The following is a 13,581-nucleotide window of genomic DNA, read 5'->3' on the forward strand; positions in this document are numbered from 1 at the left end:
CTCACGTCGTGCCCCCGGTCGGGATGCGCGCCCGGACGACGAACCCGCCGTCGGCCCGGTGGTCCGTGCCGAACTCACCGCCCAGAGCGTCCACCCGGTCGCGGAGACCTACGAGTCCCCGGCCGCTGCCGCCGGGCGCGGGCGCGGGGCGCCCCGCCTGCTGTCCAGCCGCCGCCCCGGCCGTCGTGACCTCCACGGTGATCTCCCGTTCGTCGTAGCGCACGCCCACCGCCGTCGGGCTGCCGTGCGCATGCTTGAGCGCGTTCGTGAGGGCCTCCTGCACCACCCGGTGCGCGACCAGCTCGGCGCTCCCGGCCGACTCCGACGGCGTGCCCTCCTCCGTGAGCTCGACGGGCTGCCCGGACCGCCGGCTCTGCTCGACGAGCGTGCGCAGCTCCCGGAGGGACGGCGTGCCGACGGCGGCGTCGTCATGTCCGGGATCCAGCAGGTCCAGGAGGTGTCGCAGGTCGCCGATGGCCCGCCGGCCCGTGTCGGCGACCGCACCGAGGGTCTCGTCGAGGCGGTCCGGAGCGCCGGTCAGATAGCGGGCGGACTCCGTCTGCACCACCATCGCCGTCACGTGGTGGGTCACCACGTCGTGCAGCTCGCGGGCGATCCGCGTGCGCTCGGCGGTGCGCGTCTCCTCGGCGACCCGGAGCCGGCGTTCGGCCTCGGCCGCGCGGGTGGAGCGCAGCCACGAGCCGATACCCCAGGCGAGAGCCATCGCCAGGAAGAACGTCACGTACTCGTCCACCCGCTCGGCCCCGCCCAGCCGGTCCAGCGCCACCGCCAGCGCCACGTAGGCCACGGAGAGGACTACGGCGAACAGCCGTCGCCGCTGCGCCAGGTGGGCGCCGGTGCTGACCAGGGTTATCCCCAGCGCGTTACCGGCGAACGTGTGGTACCCCAGGACCTGGCCGGCAGCGAAGCCGAGCGACACCAGCACGATGCACACGGCCGGCCATCTCCGGCGCACCGCGAGCGGAAGGCATTCGAGCGCGATCACCAGGACCGCCCACCCGTCGAGGGGACGAGCGGGCAGCTCACCGACCTGCGTCCCGTAGTCCCGCAGCATCGGCATGAAGGCCGCACCGGCCAGCCCGAGCGCGAGCGGCAGGTCCCGGACCGTGACGTCGAGCCGGTGCCACCGGTCCAGGACCTGCTGGAGATCGATCACCGGGGGAGCGTAGCGGCCATGCCCGACCGCGCGCTGCGCCGGAGGGGGACCAGGTGGCCACGCCGGTGGGCCAGCCACATGAACACCCCGGCCGCCAGCACGCAGAACCCCACGGCGTACACGCTTCCCTCTGGGCCGAAGTCCCCGCCGGTGACCAGCATCGGGCCCGACATCGTGGCGTCCAGCAGGCCCTGCGGGGTGTCGTTGCCGGAGACCTCGGTGCTGAAGATCGCGCTCCCCGCGATGTTCCAGCCGAAGTGCAGACCGATCGGCACCCACAGCTTGCGGGTCGCGACGTAAGCGGCCGTGAGCATGCCGCCGGCCTCGATGGCGATGGCGAGCGCGCCCCACAGGGTGGCGTGGGGGTTGAAGAGGTGCGCAGCACCGAACAGCACGCTGGTCAGCGTCAGGGCGATCCAGGTGCCGGTCCAGCCCTCGATGATGCGGAACAGGACGCCGCGGAAGATCAGCTCCTCCGTGACGGCGGCCGCGGCCATGAAGCCGAGCAGGCCGATCGCGCCCGACGTCGTGCCGAGCCCGTTGACCGTGTAGTCCCCGAGGAAGGTGATGTTCAGGATGACGGCGCCGAACAGGCCGATGCCGAGCAGCGTGCCCCAGCTGATGCCGGGGGCGGCGCCCTTGAGCTCCACCTCCACCGGCGCGCGGCGCTCGGTCCGCCGCACCACCCAGGCGTAGACGAGCAACGCGAGCACGGCCGTGGCCACACCGACGACGAGCTCCAGCCAGTGGTTGCCCTGGACCGCCATGGAACCCTGGTTGCCGGCGAAGGCGACCGCCATTACCGCTATGAGCTGCCACACCAGACGCACGATGACTCCTTTGTTCGAGAAGCCGCGGCCGGAGCGCCGCGGGCTACCCCGAACGCTATGGAGCCTGGTGTCCGGAATCGTCACCGCGGGGTGGACACTCGTGGGTAGCTCGCACGGGGGACAGACTGGACCGCACGGGGCAGCCCTGCCCGAGCTTCAGCAGACGTGAAGGAGAGCCGTGCCCAGCACTCTCGACCAGATCCGGGCCGAGATCACCGCGCACCAGTCCAATGCCTGGGCGCGTGACCTCGGCTACGAGCCGCTCTACACCGCCGCGCCGGGCGCCCGGATCGCCGTCGTCGGACAAGCGCCCGGCCGGAAGGCCCAGGAGAGCGGCGTGCCGTGGAACGACGCCAGCGGTGTGAAGCTGCGGTCCTGGCTCGGTGTCGACGACGAGCAGTTCTACGACCCGAACGTGATCGCGCTGCTCCCGATGGACTTCTACTACCCGGGCAAGGGTGCCTCCGGTGACCTGCCGCCGCGCAAGGACTTCGCCGGGCTGTGGCACCAGCGGATCCTGGCCGAGCTGCCGGACCTCCGGCTCACGGTCCTGGTGGGCGGCTACGCCCAGAAGTACTACCTGGCGGGCCGGGCGAGGCCGAGCCTGACCGAGACCGTGCGCGCGTACACGGAGTACCTGCCGGCGATGATCCCGCTGGTGCATCCCTCGCCGCTGAACTTCCGCTGGCAGGCCAAGAACCCGTGGTTCGAGGACGAGGTGGTACCGGCGCTGCGCTCGCTGGTGGCCGGGGCGCTGGACGGAGCATGATGGCGAGCCGGCCTGGTCAGGCACGTCAGAGGTGCTGATCGGCAGCGCGATGGTCTGCCAGGGTCAGCCGGCCTTGAGGAATTCAGGGCGGATGACCTCGCGCAGTGCGGCGGTCATGGTGTTCAGATCGATTGGTCCCGAGGCCGGTCGTGCGTGCTGGTCGAGCGCCTCCAGGATCGCCAGGCGTGCCATGGTCGAGACCGGCAGGTCTCGGGCGGCGGCGATCGTGGCCAGACGGTCGTACTGGTCGGCAGTCAAGCGTACGGACAGGACCTTTGGAGCGGGCTTGTCATCTCGCCGGGTGCCCACGGCGTCGTCCGGCAGCGGGTCATGGCGTCGAGCCTCGGACTCCTGCGAGACCTCGGTCAGCAGCTCTTCGATGCTCTTCTCGTTCATGGCTTCTTGTCCTTCCGATCGCCACTGGCTTGGTCCTCACCGGTGGTCTGTTCTGCGCGCTGGTAATGGCGCTGGTCGACGTCGTTGGACTTCCACGCGTTCGCGCCCCAGAGGGTGTCACCTTCGCGCACGGTGATCACCGTAATGAGGAGCCCGGCGGTCTCCGACCAACCGATAGTTCGATCCGACAAGCCCATTTTCGCTGCTGGGTCCGGGGAAAACACAACGGCAGCCGGATCGGCGAACGCCTCGTTCGCCCACTCCGGTTCGATGTTCGTCTCCCCAGTGGACTCCTTCCGGGCTGATCTGGTCCGGATGTAGTCACCTCGGTGCTTCCAGTCCGGTTCCGCCGGACTGGTCTCCTCGCTGTCGCTCACGTAGTAGAAACTACTACATTGTCTCGCAGGCCGGAAGGCTGGCCGACAGGTCCAGCCGTTTTCCCTTGGACGGCTTCTCGGTCAATCGACGGATGAGCCCGCGCGCTACCGGCTCACCGGAGCCGGCTCCCAGGCGAACCCGTCCGGGTCCGTGAACTCCCCGAGGTCGCTGTGCACTGCGATCCGGTGCGATCCGGTTCCCTCCGGAGCCACCCCGCCGTCCTTGGCCAGTGCGGACCGCTTGTACAGGCCGAACCCGATCGGGCTGGAGCCCATCTTGAAGTCGACGTACGAGCCGAAGCTCTTGCCAACCGTCAGGCCGCGCTCGACGTAGAACTTCTTGCTCGCGGACACGTCGTCGGACCCGATGAGGAGCACGATCTCGTCGATCTTGTGAGAGACCGGCGCGGAGTCCTTCTTGGCGGACGTCGCGAGCTTCCAGATGGCGCCGTCGGGTGCCTGGACCACGCCGCCGTGGCCCCACAGGGACTTGGTCACGGGCTTGAGCACGGTGGCCCCGGCCGCGACCGCGGCGTCGAACAGAGCGTTGACGTCCCCCGGCTGGGAAGAGATGAGGGACAGGTGATACCCGCGGAACCCGCTGGTGGGCGCGTCGGTCTCGCGGAGGTGGAGCCGGTCGACCAGGTCGAACGCGGCGTCGTAGAAGGAACGCGCGGTGCTGAGGTCGTTCACCTCGAGGGTGACGGAGTCGATGTGTGCCATAACCAGCACGCTAGATTCCGCGGTTCCGGACCGCTTCTCGATTCCTGACCACTCCGACGCCCTCGCGGACAGGTCTGCCGAAAAGTAGCCTGGTCCTGTGGCACCGGGGCTGCTCGACTGGCTGCTCGACTCTGATCCAGCGCTGCGCTGGCAGGTCGAACGGGACCTCGCGGGTGTGCCCGAGGGCGTCTGGCGCGCCACCCGGGCCCGTGTCGCCACGGAGGGGTTCGGGGCCGAGCTGCTCGCGGAGCAGGATCCCGACGGGCAGTGGGCCGGCGGCGCCTACTTCCCGGCCGACTTCCAGGGGGACGAGGACGGTCAGCCCTGGACCGCGACCACCTGGACGCTCACGACCCTCCGGGACTGGGGGCTCGACGCCACCGCGCTGGCCGGCACGGCAGAGCTGCTCGCCGGGAACAGCCGCTGGGAGTACGACGACCTGCCCTACTGGGGCGGGGAGGTCGACTGCTGCATCAACAGCTACACGCTCGCGAACGGGGCATGGCTGGGTGTGGACGTCTCAGTCATCGCACGGTGGTTCCTGGACCACCGCCTGCCCGACGGCGGCTGGAACTGCGAGTGGGTCGAGGGCTCCACCCGGTCCTCCTTCCACTCGACGCTCAATGTCCTGAAGGGACTCCTCTACCACGAGGCCGTCACCGGCGGCAGCGACGAGCTGCGTGCCGCCCGGCGGAGCGGCGAGGAGTACCTCCTGGAGCGCCGGCTGCTCCGGAGCCTGTCGACGGGCGAGCTCGTCGGCCCGTGGGCGACGCGGTTTCGCTACCCGTTCCGCTGGGGCTTCAGCGTGCTCAACGCCCTGGACTACTTTCGTGCGGCGGCCCTGCACGACGGCGTCGAGCCCGATCCCCGGCTCTCCGACGCCGTCGACGTGGTGCGCGCCGCCCGCCGACCCGACGGCAGCTGGGTGCAGGAGGGCCGCCACCCGGGTCGGGTCTGGTTCGAGGTGGACGTGCCGGAGGGGGATCCGTCCAGGTGGCTCACCTTCTACGGCACCCGCGTGCTCGACTGGTGGGACCGCGCAGGTGGCGAGCCGTCCAGGCTCGGCATCCGGGGCGGATCTTCCGGCTGAGATGTGGGCGCGGCCCGCCGTCAGTCGCGGCTGCTGGTGCCGACTGCAGAGCTGGTTGCGGTGAGGGGCCGGGGAGCCGCGACGAAGTCTGCAGTCGACGCGCGGGGCCGCGACGAAGTCTGCAGGCGTCGCCGGCCAGCTCGGGTGCCCGGCAGCGTCGCCTGCGTCGTCGTCCGCGGCGTCAGATGAGCCCGAGGTGGAGCATGGCGTCCGCGACGCGGATGAAGCCGGCGATGTTCGCGCCGGCCACGTAGTCGCCCGGCACGTCGTACTCGTCGGCGGTCGCCAGCGTCCGGTGGTGGACCGAGCGCATGATCTCGGCGAGACGCGCCTCCGTGTGCTCGAAGGTCCACGAGTCGCGCGAGGCGTTCTGCTGCATCTCCAGTGCGCTGGTGGCGACGCCGCCGGCGTTCGCGGCCTTGCCGGGAGCGAACCGCACGCCTGCCTCCCGGAGGGACCGGATCGCGTCGGGCGTGGTCGGCATGTTGGCGCCCTCCGCGACGATCAGGCAGCCGTTCTCGACGAGGCTCTTCGCGTCGGTGCCGTCCAGCTCGTTCTGCGTGGCGCACGGCAGCGCGATGTCGCAGGGCACCTGCCAGATCGATCCGCCCGCGACGTACCGCGCGCCGCTGCGCCGTTCCGCGTAGTCGGCGACCCGGCCGCGGTGACCGTTCTTGATCTCCTTGAGCAGCTCGAGGTCGATACCGGCCTCGTCCACGACGTAGCCGTCGGAGTCCGAGCACGCGATCACCCGGGCGCCGAGCTGGTGCGCCTTCTCGATCGCGTAGATCGCGACGTTGCCGGAGCCCGACACGACCACCTGCTTGCCGTCGAAGGACTGCCCGGTGTGGGCCAGCATCTCGTTGACGAAGAAGACCGTGCCGTAGCCGGTGGCCTCCGTGCGCACCTGGGACCCGCCCCAGCTCAGGCCCTTGCCGGTGAGCACGCCGGACTCGTACCGGTTGGTGATGCGCTTGTACTGCCCGAAGAGGAAGCCGACCTCGCGCTCGCCGACGCCGATGTCGCCGGCCGGGACGTCGGTGTACTCACCGAGGTGCCGGTACAGCTCCGTCATGAACGACTGGCAGAACCGCATGATCTCGGCCTCGCTGCGCCCCTTGGGGTCGAAGTCGCTGCCGCCCTTGGCCCCGCCGATCGGCAGGCCGCTCAGGGAGTTCTTGAAGATCTGCTCGAAGCCGAGGAACTTCACAATCCCCAGGTACACGGACGGGTGGAAGCGCAGGCCGCCCTTGTACGGGCCGAGCGCCGAGTTGAACTCGACCCGGAAGCCGCGGTTCAGCTGCACCCGCCCGGCGTCGTCGGTCCACGGCACCCGGAAGATGATCTGCCGCTCCGGCTCGCACAGCCGGCGGATCACCTCAGCGTCGGTGTACTGGGGGTGCTTGGCCACGACCGGGCCCAGACTCTCCAGCACCTCGCGAACGGCCTGGTGGAACTCGGTCTCCCCAGGGTTGCGGGTGATGACCTCGTCGAAGACCGGGATGAGGCGCTCGTCCAGGTGGGGCACGCGATTTCTCCGTTCAGGCGGTGCAGGGGCAGCGACACGATACGCACCGGCGTCCGCCGGCGGCCCCGGCGTCCCACGGTGCGGCCGTCAGCGCGGAGCTCCGGCGACGGTCAGGGTCCGGCCTTCGTCGGGTTCGTGCTGGTGCACCCGCCGTGCCGACGCCGAACGCGTCTGGCTTACTTGAATGGTACGAACCAGCACGAGGAGGGACCATGTCCGGACTACGAGGATCCATCTCACGAGGAGCGAAGCTCGTCGCCGGAGCGGGACTGACCGTCCTGCTCCTCGCGACGAGCTGTGGTGGAGGCGGAGACGGTGGTGGCGGTGGCGGCGGCTACAGCCGCGGCGACGCCGGCCCGGGGAACGTCGAGGTCACCACGAACGTCGGGGCCGGTGGTGCGGGGAGCGGCACGGCGCGCGCCGACGTGTCCTGAACAGTAGGAGGCTCCCCGCACCCGACCGGTCGGGTGCGACCCGCGCGCGCCGCTACTCGACCAGCTTGCCTGCCGTGGAGACCTCCTGGACGAGCTCCGCGAGCTCGTCCGGGACCGGCGGGATCTCCTCACGCACCACGCCGGTGCGCGGGGACCAGACCAGGTTCACCTGCAGGGCGGGGTCGAGGTCCGGGTAGTCCGAACGGTTGTGGCACCCGCGGGTCTCGCGGCGCTCGAGTGCGGCCTCCAGCGTGGCCCGGGCGGCGATGAGCGAGGCCTTGAGGTCGAAGGCGTGCGCCAGGTCCTGGAACCCCGCGATGTCCGGGTGCACCCCGGTGTTCTGGGTCCGGGCCTCGATCTCGTCCAGCTCGCGCAGACCTGCGACCAGACCCTGCTCGTCGCGCACGACGCCGGCGTGCTCGGTCATCGTGTTGCGCACGGCCCGCTGCAGGGCGCGCACGTTCTCGTGCCCGTCGGCGCCCAGCAGGTCCGCCACCTCCGCGCGGGCCTGCGCCTCGGCGTCGTGCGACCGGTGCTGCGCCTCCAGGCCGGCGGAGTAGGCGGCGGCCGCCCGGCCGACGATGCGGCCGAAGACCAGCAGCTCGATCAGGGAGTTGCCGCCGAGGCGGTTGGCGCCGTGCAGGCCGCTGGACGCCTCGCCGATCGCGTAGAGGCCGTCGACCTCGGTGCTGTGGTCCTCGGGCCGTACCCACACTCCGCCCATCGAGTAGTGCGCGGTCGGTGCGATCTCGATGGGCTCGGCCGTGATGTCGAGCATCTGCAGCTCGAGCATCGTCTGGTAGACGCGCGGCAGGCGGGACATGATCGTCTCCCGCGGCAGGTGCGACACGTCGAGCCAGACGCCGCCCTTCTCGGTGCCCCGGCCCTCCTTGATCTCCGTGTACGCGGCGAGCGCAACCCGGTCGCGGGTCGACAGCTCCATCCGCTCGGGGTCGTAGCGCTCCATGAACCGCTCGCCCAGCGCGTTGCGCAGGATGCCGCCCTCACCGCGCGCCGCCTCGGAGACGAGGGTGCCGGCCGCGTTCTCGGGCTCGAGGATGCCGGACGGGTGGAACTGGACCAGCTCGGGGTCGCGCAGCCGTGCACCGGCCTCGACGGCCAGCCGGAACGAGTCGCCGGTGTTCTCGTCGCGCCGGGACGACGTGCGGCGCCAGATCCGGTTGTGCCCGCCCGCCGCGAGGATCACGGCGTCGGCGTGGATCAGGTAGGGCGTCCCGTCGGTCAGGTCGAACCCGTAGGCGCCGAAGACCGCGCCGTCGCGGGTGAGGATGCGGGTGACGTAGACCGAGTCGAGGACCGGGATGTCGAGCTGCGCCGCCCGGTTGACCAGGGAGCGCTGGATCTCGAGCCCGGTGTAGTCGCCGGCGAACGCTGTGCGCCGGTAGGTGTGTGCGCCGAAGAAGCGCTGGGAGATGCGCCCGTCGTCCTCGCGGGCGAAGGCCATGCCGTACCGCTCGAGGTCGGCGATGCCGCCGGCAGCGCCCTGGGCGACGATCTCGGCCGTGTGGGGGTTGGCCAGGAAGTAGCTCTCCTTGATCGTGTCGGCGGCGTGCTGCTGCCAGCTGTCCTCCACGTCCATGGTGCCGAGTGCGGCATTGATCCCGCCTGCCGCGAGCGAGGTGTGGGTGTCCATGCGCGGCCGCTTGCCGAGGGCCAGCACGTCGACGCCCTGTTCCGCGAGCTCGATCGCGGCGCGTAGACCGGACCCGCCCGTTCCGATGACCAGCACTGTCGTTGAGATCCGACGTTCGGTGGTGTTCATACTCAATCCGACCACCGGCGGCCGGGATTCGTGACAGGTTCAGGCTGTGAGGATTCTCAACATGTGAGATGAGTCATCAGGGAGGCCGTCAGGTGAGGTGCAGGCCGCCGTCGACCGCGAGGACCTGGCCGGTGAGCCAGGTCGCCGCCGGGTCGGCCAGCCGCACGATCCAGGTGGCGACCTCGTCGGGTTCGCCCCGTCGGCCGAGCGGGATACGGGCGGCCTCGTCGCGCTTGATCTGCTCGACGGTGGCAGCGGGCAGCCCGGCGGCGGTGAGCGCCTGGCTCTCGGTAGGGCCGGGTGCCACGGCGTTGACACGGACGCCGTCGGGGGCCAGCTCCAGCGCCCAGCTGCGGGTCAGCTGTTCGAGGGCGGCCTTGGACGCCGCGTAGTGGGCGGCGCCGGGCAGCGGCCGGTGCCCGTAGGTGCTGGAGACGTTGACGATCGACCCCTTGGACCGGAGCAGGTGCGGCAGGGCGGCGCTCGCGAGCAGGCTGGGCGCGGTGACGTTGAGGCTGAACAGCCCGTCGATGCCCTCGGTGGTGGTGTCGGCCAGCGACATCATCGCGGTGGCGCCCGCGTTGTTGACCAGCGCGTCCAGGCGGCCCCAGCGCTCCGTCGCGGCGTCGACGACCTGCCGGGGCGCTTCCGGCGCGCGCAGGTCGGTCGAGAGCGTGGCGATCCCCGGGTGCCCGCCGGCCGTCTCCGCCAGGGCAGGTGCACGGCGTCCGACGCCGAGCACGTGCGCTCCGGCGCGAGAGAAGGAGCGGGCGGTCGCTCGGCCGATGCCTGACCCGGCACCGGTGACGATGACTACCTTGCCGGCAAGGTCCTCAGAGAGCTGGGATGTCAACACGTCTCCTTGTTCGATGTTCGTAGAACATCGAACAAATTACCATGCATGAGCTGGACGTAGGCTTCCCGCATGTCGAGGTGGCGGTGGCGTGGCCGGACGGCGGAGGTGAGTCTCGTGCTCACCGTCGGCGTGGTGGCCGTCATCGGCCTGCTGGTGCAGGCAGGCAGCATCAGCACCGGTAGGGAGTGGACGGCGCTGGTGGTGGTGCTGGCGTCCTCGGCCGCGCTGTACGTCCGCCGACGGTACCCGGTGCCGGTGGGTGTGGTGGCGTTGGCCGCAGTCAGCGCGTACGGAGTGCTCCTGCAGCAGCCCGGCCCGATCATGCTGGTGTTCGTCGTCGCGCTCTACACGGTCGTCGACGAGGGATACCTCACGACCGCCATCGGGCTCGGTGTCGCGTCCGTCGTCGCGTTCGCACTCGCGGACGGCTTCGACCGGGAGAGGTCGAACGGTGCGACGCTGTTGCACGCCGGCTGGTTGATCGCGGTGATCGTCGGTGTGACCCGCAACCGCCGCGCCTACCTCGCCGAGGCGGCGGCCCGGGCGCTCGCCGCCGAGCGGCGTGTCGAGGAGGAGGCCCTGCGTCGGGCCACCGAGGAACGGCTGCGCATTGCGCGCGAGGTGCACGACGTGCTCGGCCACCACCTCTCGCTGATCAATGTGCAGGCCAGCGCCGCGCTGCACCGTCCGGACCCAGAGCGTTCCGAGCAGGCGCTGATCGCGATCAAGCGGGCCAGCAAGGAGACGCTGCGCGAGCTGCGTGCGACGCTCGGCGTGCTGCGGCAGGACGGAGAGCCGTCGACCGCTCCTGCGCCAGGCCTTGCGCAGCTCGGCGGCCTGGTGGCCGTCGCCGAAGCCTCTGGGCTGCGGGTGCGCACCGAGTTCGCCGAGGTCCGGCAGCTGCCGCCGGAGACCGGACCGGCGGCGTACCGGATCGTCCAGGAGGCGCTCACCAACGTGGTCCGGCACGCCGCGGCGTCGGGCGCCGTCGTCCGGGTCGTGCCCGACGCGGGCGACCTGCTCGTGCAGGTCGAGGACGACGGCACCGCCACTCCGGGTGAACCGGGCAACGGCATTCTCGGCATGGCGGAACGCGCCCGGGCGCTGGGCGGGTCGCTGGACACGGGCCCGCGGAGGGACGGCGGCTTCCGGGTGCACGCCCGGCTGCCGGCGCAGGGCATGGTGTCGCCCGGTCCGACGTCGTCCGGCCCGGCGCCGGCGACCGGCGGCCCGGCATGATCCGGGTGCTGCTCGCGGACGACCAGGCGCTGGTCCGCGCCGGGTTCCGGTCCATCCTGGAGGGCGAGGAGGGTATCGAGGTGGTCGGCGAGGCGGCCGACGGCGGTGAGGCGGCCCGACTTGCCCGGCAGCACTGCCCGGACGTCGTCCTGATGGACATCCGGATGCCTGGGGTGGACGGCCTCGCCGCTACCCGGGAGATCGCCGCGAACACCCGGGTCCGCGTGATCATTCTGACCACGTTCGACCTGGACGAGTACGTCTACGGCGCACTGCGGGCCGGTGCCAGCGGGTTCCTGGTCAAGGACAGCGAGCCGGCGGAGCTGATCCACGGCGTGCGGGTCGTGGCCCGGGGAGACGCGTTGATCGCGCCGGCGATCACGCGACGGCTGATCGCCGAGTTCGCCGCCCGGGTCACGCACCCCGATCCCAGGCCTCGGCTGAGCGCGCTCACCCAGCGGGAGCGCGAGGTGATGGTGCTGGTCGCGGAGGGCCTGTCCAACTCCGAGATCGCCGCGCGGCTGGTGCTGAGCCCGGCCACCGCGAAGACGCACGTCAGCCGCATCATGACCAAGGCTCAGGTTCGGGACCGCTCGCAGCTGGTGATCCTCGCGTACGAGTCCGGGTTGACGGTCCCCGGCTGGCTCGCCGAATCCTGACCGGCTGTCGGGCCGGTCAGGTCGTGCTGCGGCCGGCACGTGCCAGGGCCAGCCCGCCGACGGCGGCACCGACCAGCCCGATCATGATGGCGATGACGCCCCCGGCCAGCCCGCCGCCGGTGCCGAGCTGACCGCCGGAGGTGGCCACGACCAGGGCGCCGGCGACGGCGCCGGCCAGTCCGGCGCCCAGTGTGAGTACGGCGCCGAGCCGACCGGTGTCGGTACCGATCCGACTGCCCGGGCGGGCCAGTGTCAGCCCGCCGATGACCACGCCGACGAGCGCGAGCCCGATCGCCACGATGCTCCAGAGGCGGCCGGAGGTCAGGGCGTACGAGTCGGCGCCCTGGGCCGCGAGCGTGACGTGCGCGACCGCTGGGACGGCGCCTGCGAGCAGGTGATGGACGGGCATGATGGTTTCCCTTCGTTCGCGTGACGAGTACACGCTGCACGCTAGGTACCGGCGCGGCCTCCCGTCGTCGGACCGGAGTTGCGACAGGGGTACCCACCCCGGTGGTACGGGCGCGCGGCGTCGTACCACCGGGGTCGGCTCTGATCAGAGCGTCAGCCCGGTCAGGGCGTCAGCAGTGGATCTCGGCGAGCGCGGTGAAGACCACGCGGTTCAGGTGGAACGCGTGGTGTGCCTCCGTGAGCGTGGTGTCCACCTCGTCCTGGTCCAGGGCCAGGCTGTCGAGCCGGTTGCGGTACGCGTCCTTGAACACCTTGATCTTCGGGATGTCCGGGAACGTGTAGAAGGCCACTCCGTCGCCGTCCAGTCCGTAGTGCTGCTTCATCATGCGCCGCACGATCTGCCCGCCCGACAGGTCGCCCAGGTAGCGCGTGTACGAGTGCGCGGCATAGTGCGGAAGGCTGCCGCTGACCGCCCGGATGCGGTCCGCGTAGTCGCGGGTCGCGGGCAGGGTCTCGATCTCGTCGCGCCAGGACGGTCCGTAGAGGTAGGCAAGGTCCTGCTCGATCGCCGGAACGCGCGTGAGCTCGTTGAACACGAGACCGGCCCCGCGCTCGTCGTCGCGCACCGTGGCGCTCGCCGCTTCGAGCGCCTCGTAGACCAGGAGCAGCTGGGCCGAGAGGTCCGCGTACGCCGCCCGGTTCAGTGCGCCGGACAGGAGCTGCTCGATGAAGTCCTCGGAGTTGGCGGCACCGTGGTCGGCGCGGGTGCCCTCCCGGAGCAGGGCGGACAGCGGGATGTCTTCCTCGACGGCCAGGCTCATGAACTCTCCTCCGACGCAGGCGCAACGTGCTGACAATGTGTCATCACGAGGTGAGCATAGCAACCGGGTTAGGTGGGCCTAACCTGGTACTGCCGACTGGTTACGATGGCGCCATGCGGAACGCCGACCACCCTGGTGTCAGCGAGATGAAGCTGGCCAAGGTGCTGTCCGCCCTGGCCGACCCGCTTCGCCTCGGTGTGGTCTACCTCCTGGCGGACGGTGAGGAACGCCAGTGGGGCGAGCTCGACGCGCCTGTCTCGAAGTCGACGCTGAGCCACCACATGAAGACCCTCCGCAGCGCCGGCGTGACCCGGACCCGCGACGAGGGCACGCGATGCTACGTACGTCTGCGGGCCGACGACCTGGAGGAGTGTTTTCCGGGGCTCCTCGCCGCGCTGCTCAGTGCCGCGCCCGCGGACGCGACACCGGTAGGTCTCAAGTAGCCGCGCGCACCAGGGTGGACCCGCGGGGCCGGCGCACCTACCGTCGGC

16 protein-coding genes are annotated in these 13,581 nt (G+C 70.9%); 6 read left to right on the forward strand and 10 right to left on the reverse strand.

The window, feature by feature from the left end:
* Nucleotide 1: 1 nt before the first annotated feature.
* Both ACFSL2_RS25330 and ACFSL2_RS25335 read right to left on the reverse strand, forming a co-directional pair.
* Nucleotides 2–1,177 carry a sensor histidine kinase gene (locus tag ACFSL2_RS25330; protein ID WP_377200492.1) on the reverse strand — a complete coding sequence of 392 codons (1,176 nt, stop codon included), beginning with the start codon at nucleotides 1,175–1,177 and terminating at the stop codon, nucleotides 2–4.
* The gene (locus ACFSL2_RS25335; RefSeq protein WP_377200493.1) at nucleotides 1,174–2,007 is read right to left on the reverse strand and encodes a CPBP family intramembrane glutamic endopeptidase; all 834 of its coding nucleotides are present in this window, start codon (nucleotides 2,005–2,007) and stop codon (nucleotides 1,174–1,176) included. Before ACFSL2_RS25335 ends, ACFSL2_RS25330 begins: the two co-directional genes overlap by 4 nt.
* A 178-nt stretch (nucleotides 2,008–2,185) precedes the next feature.
* Here ACFSL2_RS25335 and ACFSL2_RS25340 point away from each other — a divergent pair, with 178 nt between their 5' ends.
* A complete protein-coding gene (locus ACFSL2_RS25340) occupies nucleotides 2,186–2,776 on the forward strand; it encodes a uracil-DNA glycosylase family protein (protein ID WP_377200494.1) in 591 nt (196 codons plus the stop codon).
* A gap of 63 nt (nucleotides 2,777–2,839) precedes the next feature.
* Here the strand turns inward: ACFSL2_RS25340 and ACFSL2_RS25345 are convergent, their stop codons facing one another.
* From ACFSL2_RS25345 to ACFSL2_RS25355, 3 genes are all read right to left on the reverse strand, one after another.
* Nucleotides 2,840–3,172 carry a hypothetical protein gene (locus ACFSL2_RS25345; protein ID WP_377200495.1) on the reverse strand — a complete coding sequence of 111 codons (333 nt, stop codon included), beginning with the start codon at nucleotides 3,170–3,172 and terminating at the stop codon, nucleotides 2,840–2,842.
* On the reverse strand, nucleotides 3,169–3,549 hold the full coding sequence (locus ACFSL2_RS25350) for a hypothetical protein (RefSeq protein WP_377200496.1): 381 nt from the start codon (nucleotides 3,547–3,549) through the stop codon (nucleotides 3,169–3,171). The genes ACFSL2_RS25345 and ACFSL2_RS25350 overlap by 4 nt, the downstream gene beginning before the upstream one ends.
* A 105-nt stretch (nucleotides 3,550–3,654) precedes the next feature.
* A complete protein-coding gene (locus tag ACFSL2_RS25355) occupies nucleotides 3,655–4,272 on the reverse strand; it encodes a VOC family protein (RefSeq protein ID WP_377200497.1) in 618 nt (205 codons plus the stop codon).
* Nucleotides 4,273–4,369: 97 nt separating this feature from the next.
* On the opposite strand from ACFSL2_RS25355, the gene ACFSL2_RS25360 reads away from it, so the two are divergent.
* Nucleotides 4,370–5,362 carry a squalene cyclase gene (locus ACFSL2_RS25360; RefSeq protein WP_377200498.1) on the forward strand — a complete coding sequence of 331 codons (993 nt, stop codon included), beginning with the start codon at nucleotides 4,370–4,372 and terminating at the stop codon, nucleotides 5,360–5,362.
* A 181-nt stretch (nucleotides 5,363–5,543) separates the two neighbouring features.
* Here the strand turns inward: ACFSL2_RS25360 and gdhA are convergent, their stop codons facing one another.
* Nucleotides 5,544–6,881 (reverse strand): NADP-specific glutamate dehydrogenase, encoded by a 1,338-nt coding sequence (gdhA, locus tag ACFSL2_RS25365; RefSeq protein ID WP_465264547.1) that lies wholly within the window; start codon nucleotides 6,879–6,881, stop codon nucleotides 5,544–5,546.
* A gap of 221 nt (nucleotides 6,882–7,102) precedes the next feature.
* Here gdhA and ACFSL2_RS25370 point away from each other — a divergent pair, with 221 nt between their 5' ends.
* The gene (locus tag ACFSL2_RS25370; protein WP_377200500.1) at nucleotides 7,103–7,324 is read left to right on the forward strand and encodes a hypothetical protein; all 222 of its coding nucleotides are present in this window, start codon (nucleotides 7,103–7,105) and stop codon (nucleotides 7,322–7,324) included.
* Between the two features lie 52 nt (nucleotides 7,325–7,376).
* On the opposite strand, the gene ACFSL2_RS25375 is transcribed toward ACFSL2_RS25370, so the two are convergent.
* Both ACFSL2_RS25375 and ACFSL2_RS25380 read right to left on the reverse strand, forming a co-directional pair.
* A complete protein-coding gene (locus ACFSL2_RS25375; protein ID WP_377200501.1) occupies nucleotides 7,377–9,107 on the reverse strand; it encodes an L-aspartate oxidase in 1,731 nt (576 codons plus the stop codon).
* Between the two features lie 88 nt (nucleotides 9,108–9,195).
* Nucleotides 9,196–9,960 (reverse strand): SDR family NAD(P)-dependent oxidoreductase, encoded by a 765-nt coding sequence (locus ACFSL2_RS25380; RefSeq protein WP_377200502.1) that lies wholly within the window; start codon nucleotides 9,958–9,960, stop codon nucleotides 9,196–9,198.
* 72 nt (nucleotides 9,961–10,032) lie between these two features.
* On the opposite strand from ACFSL2_RS25380, the gene ACFSL2_RS25385 reads away from it, so the two are divergent.
* Together ACFSL2_RS25385 and ACFSL2_RS25390 are read left to right on the forward strand one after the other, a co-directional pair.
* On the forward strand, nucleotides 10,033–11,202 hold the full coding sequence (locus ACFSL2_RS25385; RefSeq protein ID WP_377200503.1) for a sensor histidine kinase: 1,170 nt from the start codon (nucleotides 10,033–10,035) through the stop codon (nucleotides 11,200–11,202).
* Nucleotides 11,199–11,861 (forward strand): response regulator, encoded by a 663-nt coding sequence (locus ACFSL2_RS25390; RefSeq protein WP_377200504.1) that lies wholly within the window; start codon nucleotides 11,199–11,201, stop codon nucleotides 11,859–11,861. The genes ACFSL2_RS25385 and ACFSL2_RS25390 overlap by 4 nt, the downstream gene beginning before the upstream one ends.
* A gap of 16 nt (nucleotides 11,862–11,877) precedes the next feature.
* Here ACFSL2_RS25390 and ACFSL2_RS25395 read toward each other — a convergent pair whose 3' ends face one another.
* Both ACFSL2_RS25395 and ACFSL2_RS25400 read right to left on the reverse strand, forming a co-directional pair.
* Nucleotides 11,878–12,270, reverse strand: coding sequence for a DUF6223 family protein (locus ACFSL2_RS25395; RefSeq protein WP_377200505.1), 393 nt, complete (start codon nucleotides 12,268–12,270; stop codon nucleotides 11,878–11,880).
* A gap of 169 nt (nucleotides 12,271–12,439) precedes the next feature.
* Entirely contained in the window at nucleotides 12,440–13,090 is a 651-nt protein-coding gene (locus ACFSL2_RS25400; protein WP_377200506.1) for a biliverdin-producing heme oxygenase, read from the reverse strand.
* Nucleotides 13,091–13,203: 113 nt separating this feature from the next.
* On the opposite strand from ACFSL2_RS25400, the gene ACFSL2_RS25405 reads away from it, so the two are divergent.
* Entirely contained in the window at nucleotides 13,204–13,533 is a 330-nt protein-coding gene (locus ACFSL2_RS25405) for an ArsR/SmtB family transcription factor (protein ID WP_377200507.1), read from the forward strand.
* Nucleotides 13,534–13,581 lie beyond the last annotated feature (48 nt).

The organism is Promicromonospora aerolata, assembly GCF_042682255.1.
GTDB classification, from domain to species: Bacteria; Actinomycetota; Actinomycetes; order Actinomycetales; family Cellulomonadaceae; genus Promicromonospora; species Promicromonospora aerolata.